This window comes from Paenibacillus sp. UASWS1643, from assembly GCF_008693195.1.
In the GTDB taxonomy this organism is placed as follows: Bacteria; Bacillota; Bacilli; order Paenibacillales; family Paenibacillaceae; genus Paenibacillus; species Paenibacillus amylolyticus_B.
The window spans coordinates 1-19,280 of record NZ_VXKZ01000103.1; the positions used below are offsets into that span (position 1 = coordinate 1).

General features: G+C 46.4%; 18 protein-coding genes and 1 pseudogene. 1 reads left to right on the forward strand and 18 read right to left on the reverse strand.

Annotation, left to right across the window (positions count from 1 at the left end):
• From FE296_RS09935 to FE296_RS09970, 8 genes and pseudogenes are all read right to left on the reverse strand, one after another.
• Positions 1-182, reverse strand: a pseudogene (locus FE296_RS09935) (HslU--HslV peptidase ATPase subunit); the annotation flags it as partial.
• A 116-nt stretch (positions 183-298) separates the two neighbouring features.
• Complete coding sequence (gene hslV, locus FE296_RS09940) at positions 299-841, reverse strand: ATP-dependent protease subunit HslV (RefSeq protein ID WP_076208907.1); 543 nt, start codon at positions 839-841, stop codon at positions 299-301.
• Positions 842-867: 26 nt separating this feature from the next.
• Entirely contained in the window at positions 868-2,211 is a 1,344-nt protein-coding gene (gene trmFO, locus FE296_RS09945; RefSeq protein WP_370511405.1) for an FADH(2)-oxidizing methylenetetrahydrofolate--tRNA-(uracil(54)-C(5))-methyltransferase TrmFO, read from the reverse strand.
• Positions 2,212-2,267: 56 nt separating this feature from the next.
• Positions 2,268-4,367, reverse strand: coding sequence for a type I DNA topoisomerase (topA, locus tag FE296_RS09950; protein WP_124114065.1), 2,100 nt, complete (start codon positions 4,365-4,367; stop codon positions 2,268-2,270).
• A gap of 116 nt (positions 4,368-4,483) precedes the next feature.
• Complete coding sequence (gene dprA / locus FE296_RS09955; RefSeq protein ID WP_124114064.1) at positions 4,484-5,614, reverse strand: DNA-processing protein DprA; 1,131 nt, start codon at positions 5,612-5,614, stop codon at positions 4,484-4,486.
• A gap of 236 nt (positions 5,615-5,850) precedes the next feature.
• Positions 5,851-6,780 (reverse strand): succinate--CoA ligase subunit alpha, encoded by a 930-nt coding sequence (sucD, locus tag FE296_RS09960; protein ID WP_036609382.1) that lies wholly within the window; start codon positions 6,778-6,780, stop codon positions 5,851-5,853.
• Positions 6,781-6,843: 63 nt separating this feature from the next.
• Positions 6,844-8,004 (reverse strand): ADP-forming succinate--CoA ligase subunit beta, encoded by a 1,161-nt coding sequence (gene sucC / locus FE296_RS09965; protein WP_036609384.1) that lies wholly within the window; start codon positions 8,002-8,004, stop codon positions 6,844-6,846.
• Between the two features lie 243 nt (positions 8,005-8,247).
• On the reverse strand, positions 8,248-8,703 hold the full coding sequence (locus FE296_RS09970) for a MarR family winged helix-turn-helix transcriptional regulator (RefSeq protein ID WP_017689201.1): 456 nt from the start codon (positions 8,701-8,703) through the stop codon (positions 8,248-8,250).
• Between the two features lie 415 nt (positions 8,704-9,118).
• Here FE296_RS09970 and FE296_RS09975 point away from each other — a divergent pair, with 415 nt between their 5' ends.
• Positions 9,119-10,729 (forward strand): YifB family Mg chelatase-like AAA ATPase, encoded by a 1,611-nt coding sequence (locus tag FE296_RS09975; protein ID WP_150364875.1) that lies wholly within the window; start codon positions 9,119-9,121, stop codon positions 10,727-10,729.
• A 242-nt stretch (positions 10,730-10,971) separates the two neighbouring features.
• On the opposite strand, the gene FE296_RS09980 is transcribed toward FE296_RS09975, so the two are convergent.
• The 10 genes from FE296_RS09980 to lepB form a co-directional block, all read right to left on the reverse strand.
• Complete coding sequence (locus FE296_RS09980) at positions 10,972-11,523, reverse strand: nitroreductase family protein (RefSeq protein ID WP_124114062.1); 552 nt, start codon at positions 11,521-11,523, stop codon at positions 10,972-10,974.
• A 284-nt stretch (positions 11,524-11,807) separates the two neighbouring features.
• A complete protein-coding gene (locus FE296_RS09985; RefSeq protein ID WP_411860574.1) occupies positions 11,808-12,686 on the reverse strand; it encodes a carboxypeptidase-like regulatory domain-containing protein in 879 nt (292 codons plus the stop codon).
• A gap of 361 nt (positions 12,687-13,047) precedes the next feature.
• Entirely contained in the window at positions 13,048-13,209 is a 162-nt protein-coding gene (locus FE296_RS33245; protein WP_150364876.1) for a paeninodin family lasso peptide, read from the reverse strand.
• Between the two features lie 262 nt (positions 13,210-13,471).
• The gene (locus tag FE296_RS09995; RefSeq protein WP_124114059.1) at positions 13,472-13,870 is read right to left on the reverse strand and encodes a YraN family protein; all 399 of its coding nucleotides are present in this window, start codon (positions 13,868-13,870) and stop codon (positions 13,472-13,474) included.
• Complete coding sequence (locus FE296_RS10000; protein ID WP_124114058.1) at positions 13,864-14,175, reverse strand: EscU/YscU/HrcU family type III secretion system export apparatus switch protein; 312 nt, start codon at positions 14,173-14,175, stop codon at positions 13,864-13,866. Before FE296_RS10000 ends, FE296_RS09995 begins: the two co-directional genes overlap by 7 nt.
• Positions 14,172-16,229 (reverse strand): DNA ligase, encoded by a 2,058-nt coding sequence (locus tag FE296_RS10005; RefSeq protein WP_124114057.1) that lies wholly within the window; start codon positions 16,227-16,229, stop codon positions 14,172-14,174. Before FE296_RS10005 ends, FE296_RS10000 begins: the two co-directional genes overlap by 4 nt.
• A gap of 30 nt (positions 16,230-16,259) precedes the next feature.
• Positions 16,260-16,961 (reverse strand): ribonuclease HII, encoded by a 702-nt coding sequence (locus tag FE296_RS10010; RefSeq protein ID WP_150364877.1) that lies wholly within the window; start codon positions 16,959-16,961, stop codon positions 16,260-16,262.
• Positions 16,962-17,234: 273 nt separating this feature from the next.
• Positions 17,235-17,366: a hypothetical protein gene (locus tag FE296_RS33720; RefSeq protein ID WP_263364156.1), complete on the reverse strand. Its 132-nt coding sequence runs from the start codon at positions 17,364-17,366 to the stop codon at positions 17,235-17,237.
• Between the two features lie 59 nt (positions 17,367-17,425).
• Positions 17,426-18,289, reverse strand: a complete 864-nt coding sequence (ylqF, locus tag FE296_RS10015) for a ribosome biogenesis GTPase YlqF (RefSeq protein ID WP_124114055.1) — start codon at positions 18,287-18,289, stop codon at positions 17,426-17,428.
• 30 nt (positions 18,290-18,319) lie between these two features.
• Positions 18,320-18,940 (reverse strand): signal peptidase I, encoded by a 621-nt coding sequence (lepB, locus tag FE296_RS10020; RefSeq protein WP_124114054.1) that lies wholly within the window; start codon positions 18,938-18,940, stop codon positions 18,320-18,322.
• Between the last annotated feature and the right edge of the window lie 340 nt (positions 18,941-19,280).

Consider the following 19,280-nt stretch of genomic DNA (forward strand, 5'->3'; position numbering starts at 1 on the left):
GTAGGTCCAATCATCAAGATATTTTTAGGCACAATGTCGTCCTGAGTGTGCTCAGGCAAAAGGCTACGCCGATATCGATTACGAAGGGCTACGGCTACCGATTTTTTAGCTTTCTTTTGACCTACAATATACTTGTCAAGCTCTGCAACAATCTGTCTCGGTGTTAACGCTTGAGTATTCATATTGCTTCCCTCCTACCAGTATGTTGAATTTATTTTACCTAACAAGGACAAAGAATCCCCTAGACGTCCTGGAGCAGATTACAGAATCATGCTCCACTACGGGAGATTTCTTTGGCTTATAACTCTTCTACAATAATATTACTATTGGTATATACACATAACTCCGATGCAATCTGAAGCGATTCACGCGCAATATCTTTCGCTTCCAGGTTTACTGCATGACGTTTCAACGCACGCGCAGCAGATAAGGCAAAGTTTCCACCTGATCCGATAGCAATAACGTCATCATCCGGTTCGATAATCTCCCCGCCGCCTGAAATGAGCAGCATACCTGATTTGTCCATCACAATCAAGAGCGCCTCAAGCTTACGCAAGATCCGATCCTGACGCCAATCCTTGGCAAGCTCTACCGCGGCACGCTGCAAGTTACCATGGTGCTCCTCCAGCTTACCTTCGAATTTCTCAAACAGGGTGATCGCATCCGCCACAGAACCAGCAAAGCCAGCAACAACCTGTCCGCGGTACAAACGTCTTACCTTCTTGGCTGTATTCTTCATCACAACACTTTGGCCCATGGTCACCTGACCATCTCCTGCGATTGCAGCCTTACCATTATGACGAACAGCACAGATCGTTGTAGCATGAAATGACATATCCATGATATCAGCATCCTCCCACGAATAATTTATACGCGTTCCGGAACAGTTAGACCTTCTGCCGCAGCAAAACTAGTGATGCCATCCAGTGCACGCTGTGCAAGAGCTTCATTTTTTTCCTTTTTGTTACGAATCTTCGTTTCAAGCTTAGGCAACAAACCAAAGTTTGCGTTCATTGGTTGGAAGTGCTTGAAGTCAGCCGTTGTAATATACTGAGCCATACTGCCAAGTGTTGTTTCTACGGGCAATACCACCAGTTCCTGCCCAAGTGCTGCTTTGGCTGCGTTCATGCCGGCAATAAGCCCTGATGCAGCAGATTCCACATATCCTTCTACACCCGTCATCTGACCTGCAAAGAACAGGTTTGGACGCTCTTTAAACTGATACGTTGGAAGAAGCAGTTTAGGAGAGTTAATAAATGTATTACGGTGCATTACGCCATAACGGACGAATTCTGCATTTTCAAGTCCAGGAATAAGAGAAAAGACACGTTTCTGTTCTCCCCACTTCAGATGCGTCTGGAAGCCCACCAAGTTATACAGGGTTCCAGCTGCATTGTCCTGTCTAAGCTGAACAACTGCATGTGGCAACTCTCCTGTATGAGGATTAACCAGACCTACCGGTTTCATTGGACCAAACAGAGCCGTCTGTTTTCCGCGTTTCATCATCACTTCGATTGGCATACAGCCTTCAAAGTAGATTTCTTTCTCAAACTCTTTTAATTGAGCGACTTCAGCAGTAATGAGAGCTTCATAGAAGACATCAAACTCTTCTTCTGTCATCGGACAGTTCAGATATGCCGCTTCACCCTTATCATAACGGGAAGCCAGATACACTTTATTCATATCAATTGAATCTTTTTCGATGATCGGTGCAGCTGCGTCATAGAAGTAGAAATACTCTTCCCCCATTAGTGCCTTAATTTGCTCAGACAATGCAGGTGAAGTTAGCGGCCCCGTTGCAACAACAACGATGCCATCTTCCGGCAGAGAAGTTAGTTCCTCATTCACTACTTCGATGAGCGGATGCTGGTGCAACGTGGATGTAATCTCACCTGAAAATCCATCCCGGTCCACAGCAAGTGCCCCACCTGCTGGAACCGCATGTTTGTCTGCTGCCGACAATACAAGAGAATTGAGCATTCTCATTTCTTCTTTTAACACACCCACTGCATTGGTCAATCCATTCGCACGCAGCGAATTGCTACATACGAGTTCTGCAAATTTATCCGTATGATGAGCTGGCGTTTTCACAACAGGTCTCATCTCGTATAATTTTACGCGTACGCCGCGACTTGCAATCTGCCAGGCCGCTTCTGTTCCTGCCAGCCCGGCACCAATAACGGTTACTTGTTGTTCATTTGTCAAAATCATTTACCCCCATAAAACAATTTCATATTTCACTATAATTGAATTGATTCACATATATACTAATCTGCTGATTCGTCATCCGGTTCATCCACCGGCTCCTGATGATCACATGAAGTACACTGCAATCGTGCTCCCTTTTTGTTCCGCTTTTCAATCATTAGCGATCCGCAACTTGGACATGGTTTGGCTGAAGGTCTGTCCCATGAGACAAAATCGCATTCAGGATATTTGTCGCAACCGTAGAAAATACGTCCTTTTTTGCTACGACGCTCAACAACATGACCTTCCTTACACTTCGGACAAGTCACGCCGATATCCTTAATAATCGGTTTGGTATTCCGGCAATCAGGGAAGCCAGAGCACGCAAGAAACTTGCCAAAACGTCCGAGTTTATAAACCAGCGGTTTGCCGCACTTCTCACAGATCTCATCCGATACTTCGTCTTCAATCTCGATTTCTTTCATTTCTTCTTCCGCAAACTCAAGGCGTTTCTCAAAAGATTCATAGAATTCTGCGAGTACTTTGACCCAATCCTCGGAACCTTCCTCCACATGGTCAAGATCACCTTCCATGTTTGCGGTAAACTCTACATTCAGGATTTCCGGGAAAAACTCTTCCATCTGTTCGATGACCAGTTCGCCAAGTTCCGTTGGCATGAATTTCTTTTCCTCTATCGCAACATATCCGCGCTTCTGAATGGTCTCCAGTGTTGGCGCATATGTACTCGGACGCCCTATACCCAATTCCTCAAGCGTCTTAACCAACCTTGCCTCCGTATATCGGGGTGGCGGTTGTGTAAAATGCTGTTTTGGCTCAATCTCCTGCTTCTCAAGCACATCTCCACTTTTCAACGGAGGCAGCAGACGATCTTCATCGGTTGTACCATCGTCGTTTCCTTCAACATATACCTTCATGAAACCTTGGAACCGTACCTTCGAACCTGCTGCACGGAAAATGGTGTCCCCCGCAGCAATATCTACAGAGAGTGTATCCAGAATAGCCGAAGACATCTGGCTCGCTACAAAACGTTCCCATACCAGTTTATACAACCGGAACTGATCGCGACTCATGAATGACTTGATTGAGTCAGGGTCACGCAGAATTGAAGTTGGACGAATCGCTTCGTGCGCATCCTGAGCATTAGCTGCTTTTTTGGAATAGTTTCGTGGAGTCTCAGGTGCAAATGGCTCACCATACTTACCAACGATATATTCTTTGGCTTCTTCTTGTGCAGATGCCGCAATTCGTGTGGAGTCCGTACGCATATACGTGATGAGACCTACTGTGCCTTCTTTTCCAAGGTCTACACCTTCATATAGTTGTTGGGCGACCGACATCGTCTTGGAAGCTCTGAAATTCAATTTACGCGCCGCTTCCTGTTGCAGAGAACTCGTCGTAAACGGGGCGGAAGGGTTACGGCTCCGTTCTTTCTCTTTAACTTCCTTGATCGTAAAGTCTGCACCTTCGATCTGTTTCAGGATCGCTTGCACTTCCGCTTCACTGCCCAGCTCTGTTTTGGCCCCGTTCAGTTTATGAAACTTGGCTTCAAACGGATTGCCGTCTGCTGTCAGTTTGGCGGTAATGCTCCAGTATTCTTCCGGCTCAAAATCATCAATTTCATTTTCACGATCTAAAATGATTTTAACAGCCACGGACTGAACCCGGCCTGCAGACAAACCTTTTTTCACTTTCTTCCATAATAACGGACTAATTTTATATCCAACAAGCCGATCCAAAATACGTCTTGCCTGCTGCGCGTTAACCAGATCCATATTGATTTTCCGCGGCGTTTTGAACGCATCTTTGACGGCCTGTTTAGTAATTTCATTAAATACAACCCGGCAATCTGCCGTATCGTCCAGTTCAAGGGCATGGGCCAAATGCCATGCGATAGCCTCACCTTCGCGATCCGGGTCAGCTGCGAGATACACTTTTTTCACTTTCTTCCGTGCATCCTTCAGTTCTTTCAAGATTGAACCTTTGCCGCGGATCGTAATATATTTCGGATTAAAATCATTCTCTACCTCAACGCCGATCTGACTCTTTGGCAAATCGCGAACATGCCCCATCGAAGCTTTTACGATGAACTTGCTGCCTAAATATTTGCCTATCGTCTTCGCCTTTGAGGGCGACTCCACGATTACGAGTGCATCCGCCATAGGTTCATCCTCCTCTCAGTCATGAAACTGTCATGAAACTGTTTCTGTAAGATTATGCATAGTTAATAACTTCTGCTAATTATATATTTCCACGCACTACGTAGGTTGTAGCTTTGTCATACCCTCGCGTATTTAGTGCCTGGTAATTGGCTAATCTGCTTTTTTATGATTAAAGATAACAGAACTGAATGCAAATGTCCAAAATCCCAACCAAGCAGCTCAACCAGTTGATCCAATGATTGTTCTCCCTGTTCCAACAGATAAATCACACGTTGTTCATCTGGAGAGAGCTTAACCTCAGGGAATATCCCTCGCCCGGAAGGCTCGGTTGTTTCAGTCGAACGTCCTCTATTGTAAGGAAGTTGTTCTGCATTTGGCAAGCCCAATCGATACTCTTCCAATACATCTGCTGCACAAGTGACCAATTTTGCCCCTTGACGGATAAGATTATGTGCTCCCCGACTTTTCGGCGATGTAATAGGTCCAGGGACTGCAAATACATCCCTGCCTGCTTCAAGCGCAGCATCTGCTGTAATGAGTGAACCACTGCGAATGTCAGCCTCAACAACCAATGTTCCCAATGTAAGACCGGCAATGATTCGATTCCGTTCCGGAAATAATCCCTGGCGCGCTCGCGTACCTGGTGGATATTCCGACAAAAGCAGACCCGTCTCCGCGATTCGCTCGGCGAGGCTTGTATTTTCGGGTGGGTATATATTATCAATCCCTGTTCCGAATACTGCAATCGTTTTTCCTTTAGCACGTAGTACTGCCTCATGACATACGCTATCAATACCGCGGGCAAGCCCGCTTACAATCGTCAGTCCTGCATTGCATAATTGCTCTGCCAGCTTTTCTCCAACTTTGCGCCCATACACGGTCGGCATACGAGTTCCCACCATGGCAATAGACGAATTGTGTAGCAAACTAACATCCCCTTGAGCATACATTACCCAGGGAGGCTGAACGGTTTCCTTCATTAATATGGGATAATTCTGATCCAGATAAGTAATAACCTCTATCCCCTGATTGTAAACGTGTTCTCTTTTACTCTCAATCCAGTCGATAGTAAATTGGCTAGTCAAACGTGCAGCTTGATCTTTGCGCAAGCCTGCTGCGACCCAGTCGCCTTCCCCATAATTCAATAGATCGGGTAATTCATGTTGTCCCAGAATCAGTTTCGAGATTGTTTTTTTTCCAATGCCCTCCATCTCATGTAATCCAAACAAGATCCATCTTTCTTCCATACCATAAACCTCCCAGAGCGGGAAGAGAATCTTCCCTCATATTGTGTGTTATGTGATCACGGAATGCAAGCGTTTACGCAGATGAGAAGTAATTTCTCTCTCTTTTTCCCGTAAATAAACGCAAAAAAGCAACCCTTCGCCCTGTTTAAGGACAAAAGGTTGCTTACCTTTTCCGTATACATAATAGTCGGTCTAGCACATTTCCGAGCCGTTTCTTCTATTATAACGAAAAAGAATTAATGTGTCGTGCACAAATTCAAAATACCGCGTTCCTCAAGTACACTCACCAAAGTCGAACCCATTTCAGCAGGAGTTGGTGCTACTTTGATTCCACATGATTCCAGCTTCGCAATCTTCTCTTTGGCTGTACCTTTACCGCCAGAGATAATAGCGCCAGCATGGCCCATCCGTTTGCCTGGAGGCGCTGTTACGCCACCGATAAAGCCAACAACCGGTTTGGTCATATTTTCACGTACCCAATCTGCAGCATCCTCTTCAGCTGTACCACCAATCTCACCAATCATGATGACCGCATGAGTCTGTGGATCTTCATTGAACCGCTTCAGGATATCAATGAACTCGGAGCCTTTTACAGGGTCTCCCCCGATTCCTACAGCAGAAGATTGTCCAATGCCACGAGTCGTCAGTTGATGAACGGCTTCATAGGTAAGTGTTCCACTACGGGAAACAACGCCTACGTGCCCTGCCATATGGATATAACCAGGCATGATACCGATTTTACATTCGCCTGGTGTAATGACACCTGGACAGTTTGGTCCGATCAGGACGGTATTTTTACCTTCCATGAAGCGGTCAACCTTGATCATGTCAAGAACCGGAATACCTTCTGTAATACAGATTACGAGGTCCAGCTCAGCATCAACAGCTTCCATAATGGAATCTGCTGCAAATGCAGGAGGAACGTAAATGACGCTCGCTGTTGCGCCTGTAGCTTCCTTCGCTTCCTGCACAGTGTTGAACACCGGCAGACTAGCTACTGTACCGTCTTCCAACGTGATATCCACATTAGTTCCGCCTTTACCCGGTGTAACTCCGCCTACCATCTGGGTTCCGTAGTCCAATGCGCCCTTCGTGTGGAACATTCCCGTTGAACCCGTAATGCCTTGCGTAATGACTTTTGTATTTTTATCGATCAAAATACTCACGTTGCTTCACATCCTTACGGTTATTTTTCAATTCCCGGACAGCTCCGGTACTAAGGAATGAACTTATTTTACGAGGGCAACAATTTTCTGTGCACCATCGGCCATGGAATCAGCAGGAACGATATTCAGGCCAGATTCACCCAGAATACGTTTGCCAAGCTCCACGTTAGTTCCTTCAAGACGAACAACCAGCGGTTTGGTCAGGCCAAGTTGCTTCGCGGCTTCAACAACACCATTGGCGATAACATCACAGCGCATGATGCCACCGAAAATGTTAACAAAGATCCCGGCTACTTTGGCATCGGACAAGATGATCTTAAATGCTTCAGTCACCTTCTCCGTTGTTGCACCGCCCCCAACGTCAAGGAAGTTGGCCGGGTCTCCACCGTAGTATTTGATAATGTCCATCGTCGCCATCGCAAGTCCCGCACCATTGACCATACAGCCGATGTTGCCATCAAGTGCTATGTAGCTGAGGTCGTATTTGGAAGCTTCGATTTCTTTTTCATCCTCTTCATCCAGGTCACGCAGTTCCAAAATGTCTTTGTGACGGAACAGGGCGTTGGAGTCAAAGTTCAATTTTGCATCTAGCGCGATAACGTTTCCATCTCCGGTAACAACGAGAGGATTGATCTCGGCAATAGAGCAATCTTTTTCGACAAATGCAGTGTACAGCGCGAGCATGAACTTAACAGCTTTGTTCACCAGTTCATTCGGAATCTTAATGCTGTAAGCCAGTTTACGGGCCTGGAACACTTGCAATCCAATGGCAGGGTCAATGATTTCTTTGAAAATTTTCTCAGGTGTAGCTTCAGCTACTTCTTCAATCTCAGTACCGCCTTCTTCGGAAGCCATCATAACTACACGGCCTGTGGCACGGTCCACAACAACACCCACATAATACTCTTTGCGGATATCGCATCCTTCTTCAATCAGAAGACGTTTCACTTCTTTGCCTTCTGGTCCAGTCTGGTGTGTTACCAATACTTTGCCCAGAATTTCGGAAGCATAGGCACGAACTTCATCCGTACTCTTCGCCACTTTTACGCCGCCGGCTTTACCCCGGCCACCTGCGTGAATTTGCGCTTTAACAACAGTCACCGGACTGCCCAGTGCCTCTGCGGCCGCAACCGCTTCATCGACTGTATAAGCAACCTTTCCGTTTGGAACGGTAACTCCATACTGTTTCAGTACTTCTTTTCCTTGATATTCATGGATATTCATTCTCGAATCCTCCTATCAACATGACTGCAACAAGGCGGGTTGGTAGACTAACAAAAGACAAATGTTGACTATTTTCACTTAAACCCAATTCATTGTAACACGTTTTTAAAACGCTTTCCTTAAAAAATTAATGGTTAATAGACAGTATTTTGATATGAGTATGATCCCATATTGTGAATGCTTGGGTATATATGGAAAAAACCTCAGCTAAAAGCTAAGGTTTCCTTGATGTAAAACTACATTTTATTTTTTGGCTGCGTTCGTGTTGGTTTCGTGAACTTTTTCCAGCAACCCTTTGAACTGACCCAGCAAAGCTTCAAACTCTGTACTGTTCAAACACGCATCTCCCTGAATGGATTCAGGTATGGACAATGCCTTGTTCCGCAGCTCACGGCCGGAGTCGGTTAATGTAATTAATACTTTTCGTTCATCCTGAGCAGAGCGTTCGCGATTAATAAGTCCTGCTGACTGCAACCGTTTGAGAAGTGGTGTCAACGTTCCCGAATCGAGATAGAGTGCCTCCCCGATCTCCTTAACCGTACATTCTTCACGTTCCCACAATACCATCAGAACCAGATACTGTGAATACGTCACGCCGAGCACCTCTAGATAGGGCTGGTACATCTTCGTAATCTCACGTGAACAAGCATATATGGCAAAGCATAATTGGTTATCCAGCTTCAAACTGTCAGTCTGCATATATCTTTCTCACCTGCCTATTGTGCATTCTATTCCTTATAAAAAAGGAACTATAAATCTATCTTATCACAAATTAGAAAAAAAACAGAATAATTGAGCACAAATGATTTTACTATTCAATTTAATTATGTTAAATTAGATTGTGTAAAATATAAATATGTATAGATGACCAGCAGTACATCCCCATGATTCAATAAAAATAATACATAAGGTCAATGGAATAAATTCGCTTTAATGATTTCCTTCCATAACTAAAATTCAGGGATCAGGAAAGATGACTACAGCAATGGTAATGACAGGTTGACTCCATGATTCCTTTTATATAAAATGCGTAGTAGAAGCTGAGGAAGCACCTTAATTCGTAGACTGGCCCGTATTATGCGGAGTCAAGAATCGAGTGAGGTGTTTCTTTGTCATGTACGGAAAATTACACAGTGCGTGTTTGTACGGAATCGATGGCGTTCTGATCGAAGTGGAAACCGATTTATCCAATGGTCTTCCACAGACATCCATCATCGGTTTACCGGATTCAGCCATTCGGGAGGCCGTTGAACGTGTTCGTGCAGCGATTAAAAACTGCGGATATCAGTATCCGTTACAGCGGATCACAATCAATCTGGCCCCCGCTGATCTGCGCAAGGAAGGATCCTCCTTTGACCTAGCTATTGCTATTGGTTTACTCATGACAAGCGGCCAGCTTGTACTTCCTTCCCAGGAACGGACACTAGTGGTTGGCGAACTCGCGCTGGACGGTTCGATCAGGTCCGTGCCCGGCATTTTATCCATGGTGGATCTGGCCAAACGACAAGGCTTTACTTCCGTGCTTTTGCCTTTGGATAACGTGGAGGAAGCGTCACTGATTCGAGGTATCCAGGTGTTTGGCATTCGTCATTTACAAGATATTGCTCCGGAAAACCCAGATGGGCCTGCTAGTTCAGTGGAAATACCAAATAAAACTAATGCGGGACCAGTCGTGTTGAGAAATTATACTCACCTCGCTGCTCCTATAACAGATAAGGCTCAGGGAGTCGCGGATAGAAGGGTGGGGCAAACGTCATTATGTCCGGATGATTATAGTGATGTTCTGGGGCAGCATCATGTAAAACGCGCGCTTATGATTGCTGCAGCCGGCATGCATAATATACTGCTCGTTGGACCGCCAGGCACGGGCAAAACGATGTTAATCAAACGGTTGCCTACCATCCTTCCACCTTTGTCAGAAGATGAAGCGTTGGAAGTAACCAAAGTATTAAGTGCCGCAGGCAAATTGAAAGAAGCGCCTCAAGGCCTGATTGCAGACAGACCTTTTCGCTCCCCTCACCATACAATATCCACCTCTGGTCTGATCGGAGGCGGTGGTATTCCAAAACCGGGTGAAGTGAGCCTTGCCCACCGTGGCATATTGTTTCTGGATGAATTACCTGAATTCCAGCGCCAAGTGCTGGAGGTATTAAGGCAGCCGTTAGAGGATCGCACAGTGACAATTAGTCGGGCTCGCGCTGCATTCACCTTTCCGGCCCAGTTCATGCTTGCATGTTCCATGAATCCCTGTCCCTGCGGATATTTGTCCGCTCATTCGGAGGAGCAACGCTGCATATGTAGTCCAGCCCGTGTTGCCTCATACCGAGCTAAGATTTCAGGACCACTGCTGGACCGTATTGATCTTCAGGTTGAGGTTCCTCCACCAGGCGAGTGGCGCAAGTCTGCTGCTTCCCCTTCCTCTGAAGAAATGCAGGCAAAAGTGATCCATGCTCATCAAATTCAGGCTACACGTTATGCCCAAAGTTCGGTTCGTTGGAATAGCCAGCTATCCGGCACGCTTTTGCGACGAACAATCCATCTCCCCCAAGAGGCAGAGCAACTGTTAGAGCAAACGCTGCAAACGTTAAACCTGAGCATGCGTGCACATGATCGGATTATCAAGATGGCACAGACAATTGCCGATCTGGATCATGAAGGTGAAATTGTGACAGCTCATGTGGCTGAAGCCATCCAATATCGTCAATTGGATCTTAATTTATTTTGAAGCTATTTTAGAAGCATATGGAGGAAAGAACAGGCCAATTTACCCAAAGGCAGTGAAATGGGCATGAAACTGCAAACAGCAGAGGAAGATCGAGAAGGATTTCTTATGCAGATTCTACAATGCGGATATACCAACATGACAAAAAACGTACAAGCCCTTCTCTTCTGTGAAGAAAGGGACTTGTACGTAGATTTCCTTGTAACGTAGGGGGATCGTATATAGCTAAAGTCTACAATAATTTATTATTCAAAAAGAGTGAGTTTGTCCTTAGCTGGTGTGCGTTCTTTGGCAGAAGGAATAACATCAGGATATCCCATATAAATCATGCCTACAATCTTCTCTCCCGCCTCTATTCCAAGCGGTTTGCGGAATTTGGGAGCGTACAAGAATGGCTTGGTCACCCAGAACGTTCCAATGTCTTCACTCCAGGCTGCAAGCATAAAGTTCTGAACCAATGCACTGACCGCAGCGAAATCTTCGTCCCAGATATTCTGTCTTGGATCTTCCTCCAGCACGACAAGCATAACGGATGGAACTTGCATAATATTGGGTGAGAATTTGTTGTCTTCTCCCATTTCTGCGTCAATAGCCTCAGCCAGTTTCTTCCGTCCATTCCCGGTAAACAATAAAAATCTCCAAGGTTCACGCAGTTTATGGTTAGGAGCCCAGACTGCGGTGTCCAGCAATTCTATAATCTGCTGTGTAGGAACAGCTTCTTTTTTGAATTTTTTCACCGTACGACGGTTTTGAATCGCATTTCTGACTTCATTTATTGTTTTCGTAGCTTTACTCATCGGCCGTACCTCCTGTTTATTATATGATTTGTAACCCTACGATGGGTTACGGTCTGGAACAATTCGTTTATGACAAATCAAAAATTAAAACTCCAGATTACATCCTTGATTATACACCCTTCTGTTCACGAGATTCAAAGGGAAGGCGTCGACTCCTAGGGCTACAGGCATTAAAAATGGTAAAGACGGCTCCGAATACTGATCTACCGAGGGCGATCATCACGTCGGAGCCGTCTAATTAAAGTAGCAGCTTAATACTATTCAAAAATCACATCAATGATGAATCAATATGAGCCTGCGCCTTCAAATGTGCCATTAACAAAATCCATTTTGTTGTACTTCTCTTGGTTACCTGCAACATCTGTACTATAGTACTCTACCACTTTGACATCGGGAGCATAAAATTTGACGGGTCCTTCATACGTGTTCCATGCTCCGCCATTGATTCGATATTGCGTTGTTTTTACGCCCGAACCTTTGACTTCGTCCGTTGCCTGAAGTCTGAATGTAAATCCTTTGATGTATACCTTCCCGTTCACAGTATCTGTAATAGGAACTAATCTGTACTTGGTTACTGGAGGTGTAATATCTGCATCTTTCTTAAGTACGATATTAAACGTATTATGATCTCCTTGTACGAGAGCAACGTTCTGAGTCGATTTTAAGTACCCTGCTGCTTCCCCCGTTATTGTTCTGGTGCCTGTTGGGACGCGCTTTATGAAATAATTTCCTTGAGCATCCGTTGTTGTAGTTGCCGAGCCTCCGGCATTCACTTTAGCTCCACTTACTGGATTGCCCGCCTCATCTACTACTTTCCCCCGTACATGTGCGGCTTCTGTCAAAACAACATCTACGATTAAGGTTTTTCCAGCCTGAACATTCAATCGATCCTGTTCATAAAGCATATAATCCTCAGAATCTACCCAAATCGCAATGTTCGGATTGTAGTCAAAATCAAGCCCAGTAACGGCATAACGGCCTTGCTGATCTGTTTTAACCGGGCGATCCAAGGCTCCTGTTACTTTGACCAAGGCATCTGGAATCGGTTTGCCTGTTTGATCGGTTACAGAGCCTACAATCGTAGAAGGTTCATATAGCTCGAAATTAACCAGAATCTGTTCCCCTTCTGACAAATAGTAGGTATTACGGTGCCTGTCTGTCACATAGCCCTCTGCTTCAATTATAAAACTAATTTCTGTATAATCCTGGACAGACTCAAGTATAGAATAACTTCCAGTGCCATCTGTCTTTACGCTTTTTTCAGTTTCTTCCCCTTGATATCTAAGGGAATACTTGATGGTTGCATCTTGGATGGGAAACCCTTCGAGATCAGTAACTTTACCTGATATTTTTGCCTGGCTAGACGGATCGGCTGCATAAGAAACTCCGGAATACATGATTCCAAACAAAATGAAACATAAAGATAGTGTACTTAGTCGAATTATCCATTTGATACTTGTCTGCATCTTCTCACTACACCTCACCATTTATTTTTTATCAAACATTCCTCTTTAACCTCTTAAATTAACTGACCATAAGTTCAAGTTTCCAGAATTCCCCATCCCAAACATATTGCCAAATCCCCTGTCCACCGTTCATGGTCTCGCTGATATCCAGCACTTCCATCCGAGGGCACTCCCAGACTCTTTTCACTGTGTTGTTCGAAGTGATCTGAAGCTCTTCCATACATCCCACCAACCTCTCTTTAATTTTCAACGCTCTTATTTTATTACAAATGATACAATTTGTATCTAAAAATTTCTGAAATAATCTGATTTTATTTTGTTGCTATATGATTAGTTTTGTGCTTTCTTTAGTTGAATCAAAAAAAGCCGCCGTTCCTGTGTAGAGAGAAACGGCGGCTTTAGATCTTTGAGAAGAGCTATAGAGTCACACCGAAAAGATACGTTTCGTAACTTACAATACAGTAAAAATTTTAGCGTACACCTCAAAATGCATTAACAATATGATTTACCGAGACAATTTCTCCAGCTTGATCAAGCATCACGGCAATTACATCAAAACGGATCTGAAGATCCGTCTCTCCTGTCATTTGCAAATACACGGATGCGGTTGAACGCACCTGCTGCATTTTACGCATATCAACCGATTCCTGAGGTGTACCGTACTGAGCGGCTCCACTTCTGCTTCTTACTTCTACAAAGACAATCAGGCCCTCACTGGAAGCAATGATATCAATCTCACCGCTACGGCAACGCCAGTTCTGTCTGATGATCCGATAATCGTTCTCTCGCAACCATTGACAGGCAGCCTCTTCACCTAATCGACCCTTCTGCTGTCGTGTGAGCTTTAGATCCGGCCCCTGGCCCAATCTACGTTCTACCATGACTCATTTTCCTCACGTCCTGAGGCCAGTCGATCTGCACGGTAGACATACGTTAGCACCTCTGCGACTAGTTGATACAGTTCTGCCGGAATCTGTTCATCCAGATCCAATTTGGAGAGCACCTCCACAAGTGCTGCATCCTCCTGAACAGCCACGCCGTTTTCTCTGGCTTTATCCAGAATGGCTTCTGCCACTTTGCCGCGCCCCTTAGCTACAACAACAGGTGCTTCACTCTCTCCAGGGACATATTTTAGGGCAACCGCCTTTTTGGAAAGCAGGTCCGGTTGTGACGACTCGTCTTTCATACCTTCAAGTCCACCCCTTTGTATCGTTCAGGACTATAGTCCGAGGCCCGCGTTTTTCGTTCCGCGCCCGGTTCCTGCCCCACAGGCCACGGTTCCGCCTTGAAGGTCAGCAGTTGATAGCCCAGCTTGTCCAATGCCTGATGGATGACCTCTCGTCCGCTCTCCAAGAGCGGTCCCATTCCTTCGCGATCATTTAATACACGCAGACTGACAATGTTATTAACCACATGGACATCTACCAGAGTAGGCCCAAGACTTTTCATGTCCAGATCGAACCATAGACGGCAGTTGGACGCATCCAGCTCTCCACGAGGTCCACGACGTGATTGAATCTGAACAGACGCCGTTTCTTCCCCGTCCGGTCCAGTGATTGGTATAAACCAGTGCATCTGCGCAAAGGTAGCACTGCGATCTGTTGTCAGCAATAACTGCTGACCTGTCAGATATTGCACGGCCTGTCCGGCGGCATCCTTAAGCGCCGCTGGTGCACCTTCGCTGCTGGCAAGTTGCAGCAGCAAGCCCTTCAGCGTGTCCGCATTCGCCGGACTCGCCGCATCCCCCACGCGCGGCTGCGCTGCCGCGCCGTGAACGGCCTGCTGCTCGTGCTCCGCACCGAGCAGCTTCAGCACGCGCCCCACCCACGGGTCCCCCTCGTGGGTGACAGGCGCGGGCACTGCCGCAGCTCCCGCAGGTGCTGCGGCACTACCGCCAGCCGGCGGCGCATCAGCGCCGGCTGGCAACGGCTGCGGCACGCCTCCGGCAGCCGCAGCCGCCTGGCCGCCCTGCGATGCAGGAGCGGCCTGTGCTGCCGCACCAGGCTGTGCCGGTGCGGCAGTGGACGCGCTGCGCAGGGCGTCCAGCAGCGCCAGCAGCTTGGGCGCCAGCTGCGCTGCCGTAGGCGCTGCTGGCGCCGCCTGGCCTGCTGCGGACGACGTCCCCGCAGCAGCAGGCGTTTCAGCACGGCCGTCAGTCCGACCGGCCGCGCCTGCTTCAGGCTGGCCCGCACTTACACGGCCAGCCACAGATTCAGCTGCCGCCCCCGGTGTACCCGGGCGGCTCCCAGCTTGCCCCGCGTCAGCCCCTCGCGGGCTCTCTCCAGGTATTCCGGTTCCAGACGGAATACCTGCGCCCCCTTTGCCAGCCGTTTCAACGTTGATGGCAACTGCCTTTGCCCCGGCTTCAGCATTTCCTGTGCCTCCACCAGTCTGCACGTTTCCTTTCACCACAGTACCTGCATCCTCTGCCCCGCCATCCGTCATGGATATAGATCCTGCCAATGCCGCTTGTCCTTGTTGCGTTGACAAAGCAGGTGTTCCGGTTCCAGTCACCTGACGACCATTGACTGATGCAGCTAATCCTTCTTCCGTCTGTGAAGCATTCGGTACAACAGGTACACCAGCCATGACTGCTGGTTTCGACGTAGCAGATTGTTCCCCAATCAGCACCGGTTTACCTGTGGTTTGAGTCAGCATCGTTTCCAGCTGATCAGCCAACCCGCTTAGCAACTGATGCAGAGGGGGACCAAACACCGTCTGGTGTAATCCTTTTACCGTTTCCGCCGTAACCGGAAGACCACGCTGAAAAGCAATCCCCGTCGCCTGCACCCATTCTTCCGCAGGGACCTGTGCAGGTTTGGCAGTCATCATATTCTGGACCATAGCCACATTATCCTTGGTGAGCGGTAAACCGCTTCGCTGCATGGCAAGTAACAGCTCCCGATTCCCTTTTGTATCCGGCAGTCCTACATCCTTAAGCAGGTTGTTCAGCGAAGCTTGTGGCAGCTCAGCAAGTGTTCCCGACATAGGTTTCATTACCGTTATGCCATTTTCACCTGGAGGCTGCACTTGAAGCAACGTGGTCTCACCCGGACGGAGTGGAGTCTCCAACTTGGCGCGCACCTGCACACCTTGAATCTGCAGAACTGCTTCTCCCCCATCATCGGATACACTAACGACGGAGCCACGAACCACCTGGCCTTCCTTTAATTCAAGCGGTTTGGCATTGCCGGGCTTACTATCTCCCATTAACCCCTTTATCATGGAACCGATATTCAAATCTCTCCCCCTCCTTTCTTTAAACCTGTGTTAAAACAAAGATTGCTGCTCTCCAAGCAGGTTGCCCAGAAAACTGCGCCGATGCATCGGGGTTGCCCCCAATGCCATAATTTGCTCCCGATGAACTTTTGTTGCATATCCTTTATGTATCGACAAACCATATTCCGGATATAACGTATCCCATTCTTCCTTACACAGCCGATCTCGCGTTACCTTAGCAATAATAGATGCCGCTGCGATCGATTGACTATTGGCATCACCTTTAATAATGGACAGTTGAGGTACATTCACATCCACCTTCTCAGCATCCACCAACATATAATCAGGAGTTTCTCCCAATGCTTCAACAGCTCGTTTCATCGCAAGTCTCGCAGCCTGCTTGATGTTAAGCCGATCAATTGTCTCTGCATCCGCGTACCCGATACCTACCGCCAACGCTTTTTCCATAATGACTTCATATAATGCATCTCGTTTTTTCTCCGTTAATTTCTTGGAGTCATTCACACCTTCCAGGATGAGATCCTTCGGTAAAATAACCGCCGCTGCGACAACATCCCCAAACAAACAGCCCCGTCCTACCTCATCAATGCCAGCAATACGTTCAAATCCACTGTCCCAATACTCCCGCTCATAGAGCAACAGATCTCGAGGTTCACTGGATTCTTTTTTCTTCTTTGCTCCAATCGGGATATCCAGTAGATTCAACCCAATCTCTTCATTATGTTCAACCATAACGCTCATCTCCTCTACCCACGCTTTTTCAGCATGCGTATCACTTACAACTTTTTATAATATAGACGTAGATCCTCTGTCTTTTGTTCTGTACAACCTGTCTCTCTCAGCAAAACTTTTCCTTGAGATTTACAATATAAAGATAGTGATGTCTTCATTTATCGGTATTTGATGGTTTAAATTGAATATATCAGACCTCGTCTAGTTTAAATTGCACCACCATTTATCATAGCACGATTCTGACCCACCTGATATATAGGCCAGCCAATTCCATTAAGCGTACTGTTCTTCAATCCTCTTCCATTTTATCGTTTTCAACGTATGCTCAAGCTCTACTTCCGCGTTTGTATACACAAAAAAACGACCGCTCCCGGTAATCCCGGTAACGGCCGCTTCTTTCGGCACTTGTATATATGAAATGAACAAATGAAGATAATGATCTTCATCGTGTAGAGTCCATTTCTTTAATAGGGAGCTTCCATAGAAAAACGTCCCATTTTACCCGCTCGAAGTTCACGGAGAAATGCTCGTGATGCCTTTTCCAGATCAATGCGTCCACCGCTTACAACACATCCACGGATACGTCCGACTTGTTCCATAATCGCAATAACACTGTCTGAATCATCTGCATCCCTGGAGAACTCCTGAAGTCCGTATCTCTCTTCCAAAGCGTCCCAGTAATAACGCATCAGGTAACTGATTCCAAAAAAAGCGATATCCTCTGCATTCAGAATTTCCTCTTTGATCGCACCAGTTACAGCAAGACGGTAACCTACATTTTGATCTTCGAACTTAGGCCACAGAATACCCGGAGTATCCAATAACTCCATTTCTTTGCCTACCTTGATCCACTGTTGCCCCTTCGTCACACCAGGACGATCTCCTGTTAACGCAATACTCCGTCCAGCCAGTCGGTTAATCAGTGTTGATTTACCTACATTGGGAATCCCTACGATCAACCCACGAACCGCACGAGGATTAATCCCTTTAGCAATTTGACGGTCAATTTTTTCTTTAAGAAGAAGCTTGGCCTGCACGGGAATATCTTTAACATTGGTTCCCGTCGAAGCATCTACAGGAAAAGCAGTAATTCCTTCTTTTTTGAAATATTCAATCCATTCTTGCGTCACTTTAGCATCTGCCAAATCCGATTTGTTCAACAGAATCATCCGGGGTTTATCCAGCAATATTTCGTCAATCATCGGATTACGGCTGGAGACAGGCAGACGGGCATCCAATAGTTCGATGACCACGTCGATGAGCTTTAACTTATCCTGAATCTGGCGTCTGGCTCGAGTCATATGACCTGGAAACCATTGTATCGTCAACTTGTCTTCACCTCATTATTTACTTCAATTTCAGTGGTTGATCCACTTAATATCACCGATCGGCCAGAAAATCACATCTGCACGACCAATAATATCTTTTAACGAAACATAACCGATCATACGGCTGTCTGTACTATTTGGACGATTGTCTCCCATGACAAACACATGACCTGCCGGCACTTTGCCATCAGGGAACTGCTCATTCGGGAAATCCTTCACGTTATAGGTTCCACCATTGGCTTCAGCTGCATCAATGGCTCCTTGAATATACGTTTCATCAACCTTTTTACCGTTAACCATCACGGTATCGTCCTGAACCTCAACTGTATCGCCTTCTACAGCAATAACACGTTTAATGAAATCTCGACCTTCGGATGGTACGTGGAAGACGATAACTTCACCGCGCTTCGGTTCTCTGATATCATATAAGATCTCGTTGACGATCACACGTTCACCCGTTTCAAAGTTCGGCTGCATGGACGGACCGTCCACAACAAACGGTTTGAAGAGCAACCACCGAATCAGAATGACGAGAACTAATGCGATAACAATGGCTTTAAGCCATTCAACAATTTCATTTTTGGCTTTTTTGGATCGACTGTTTTTCTCTTCGGCAGGATTGCCCCGGTCATGTTGAACTTCTTGTTCCATTCAAGATCTTCCTCTCTTCACAGTACATGTTTATAGCAGTACACACATCCAGCATTCTGTATCGTTCCAATAACTCAATGGATGGATACAAAACATTCACATCAGTTATGTAATCTTTCACCAAGCATTACAGTACATTTAATCCACAATTCAAATGTCTTCAAGAGGTTGTTCAAAAAGTCGGTACTAAAACCGGTCTTTTGAACACGCACTTCAATAACTGATTTTACAAGCCTCCCGGACTATTCACCGCATGTGTTGCCATACCATTTTACTCGGAAGTGTACCTCCGGTTCAACTTTTCCCGGACAAAAACGAAAAGGGCTTGTCTCCAAGCCCT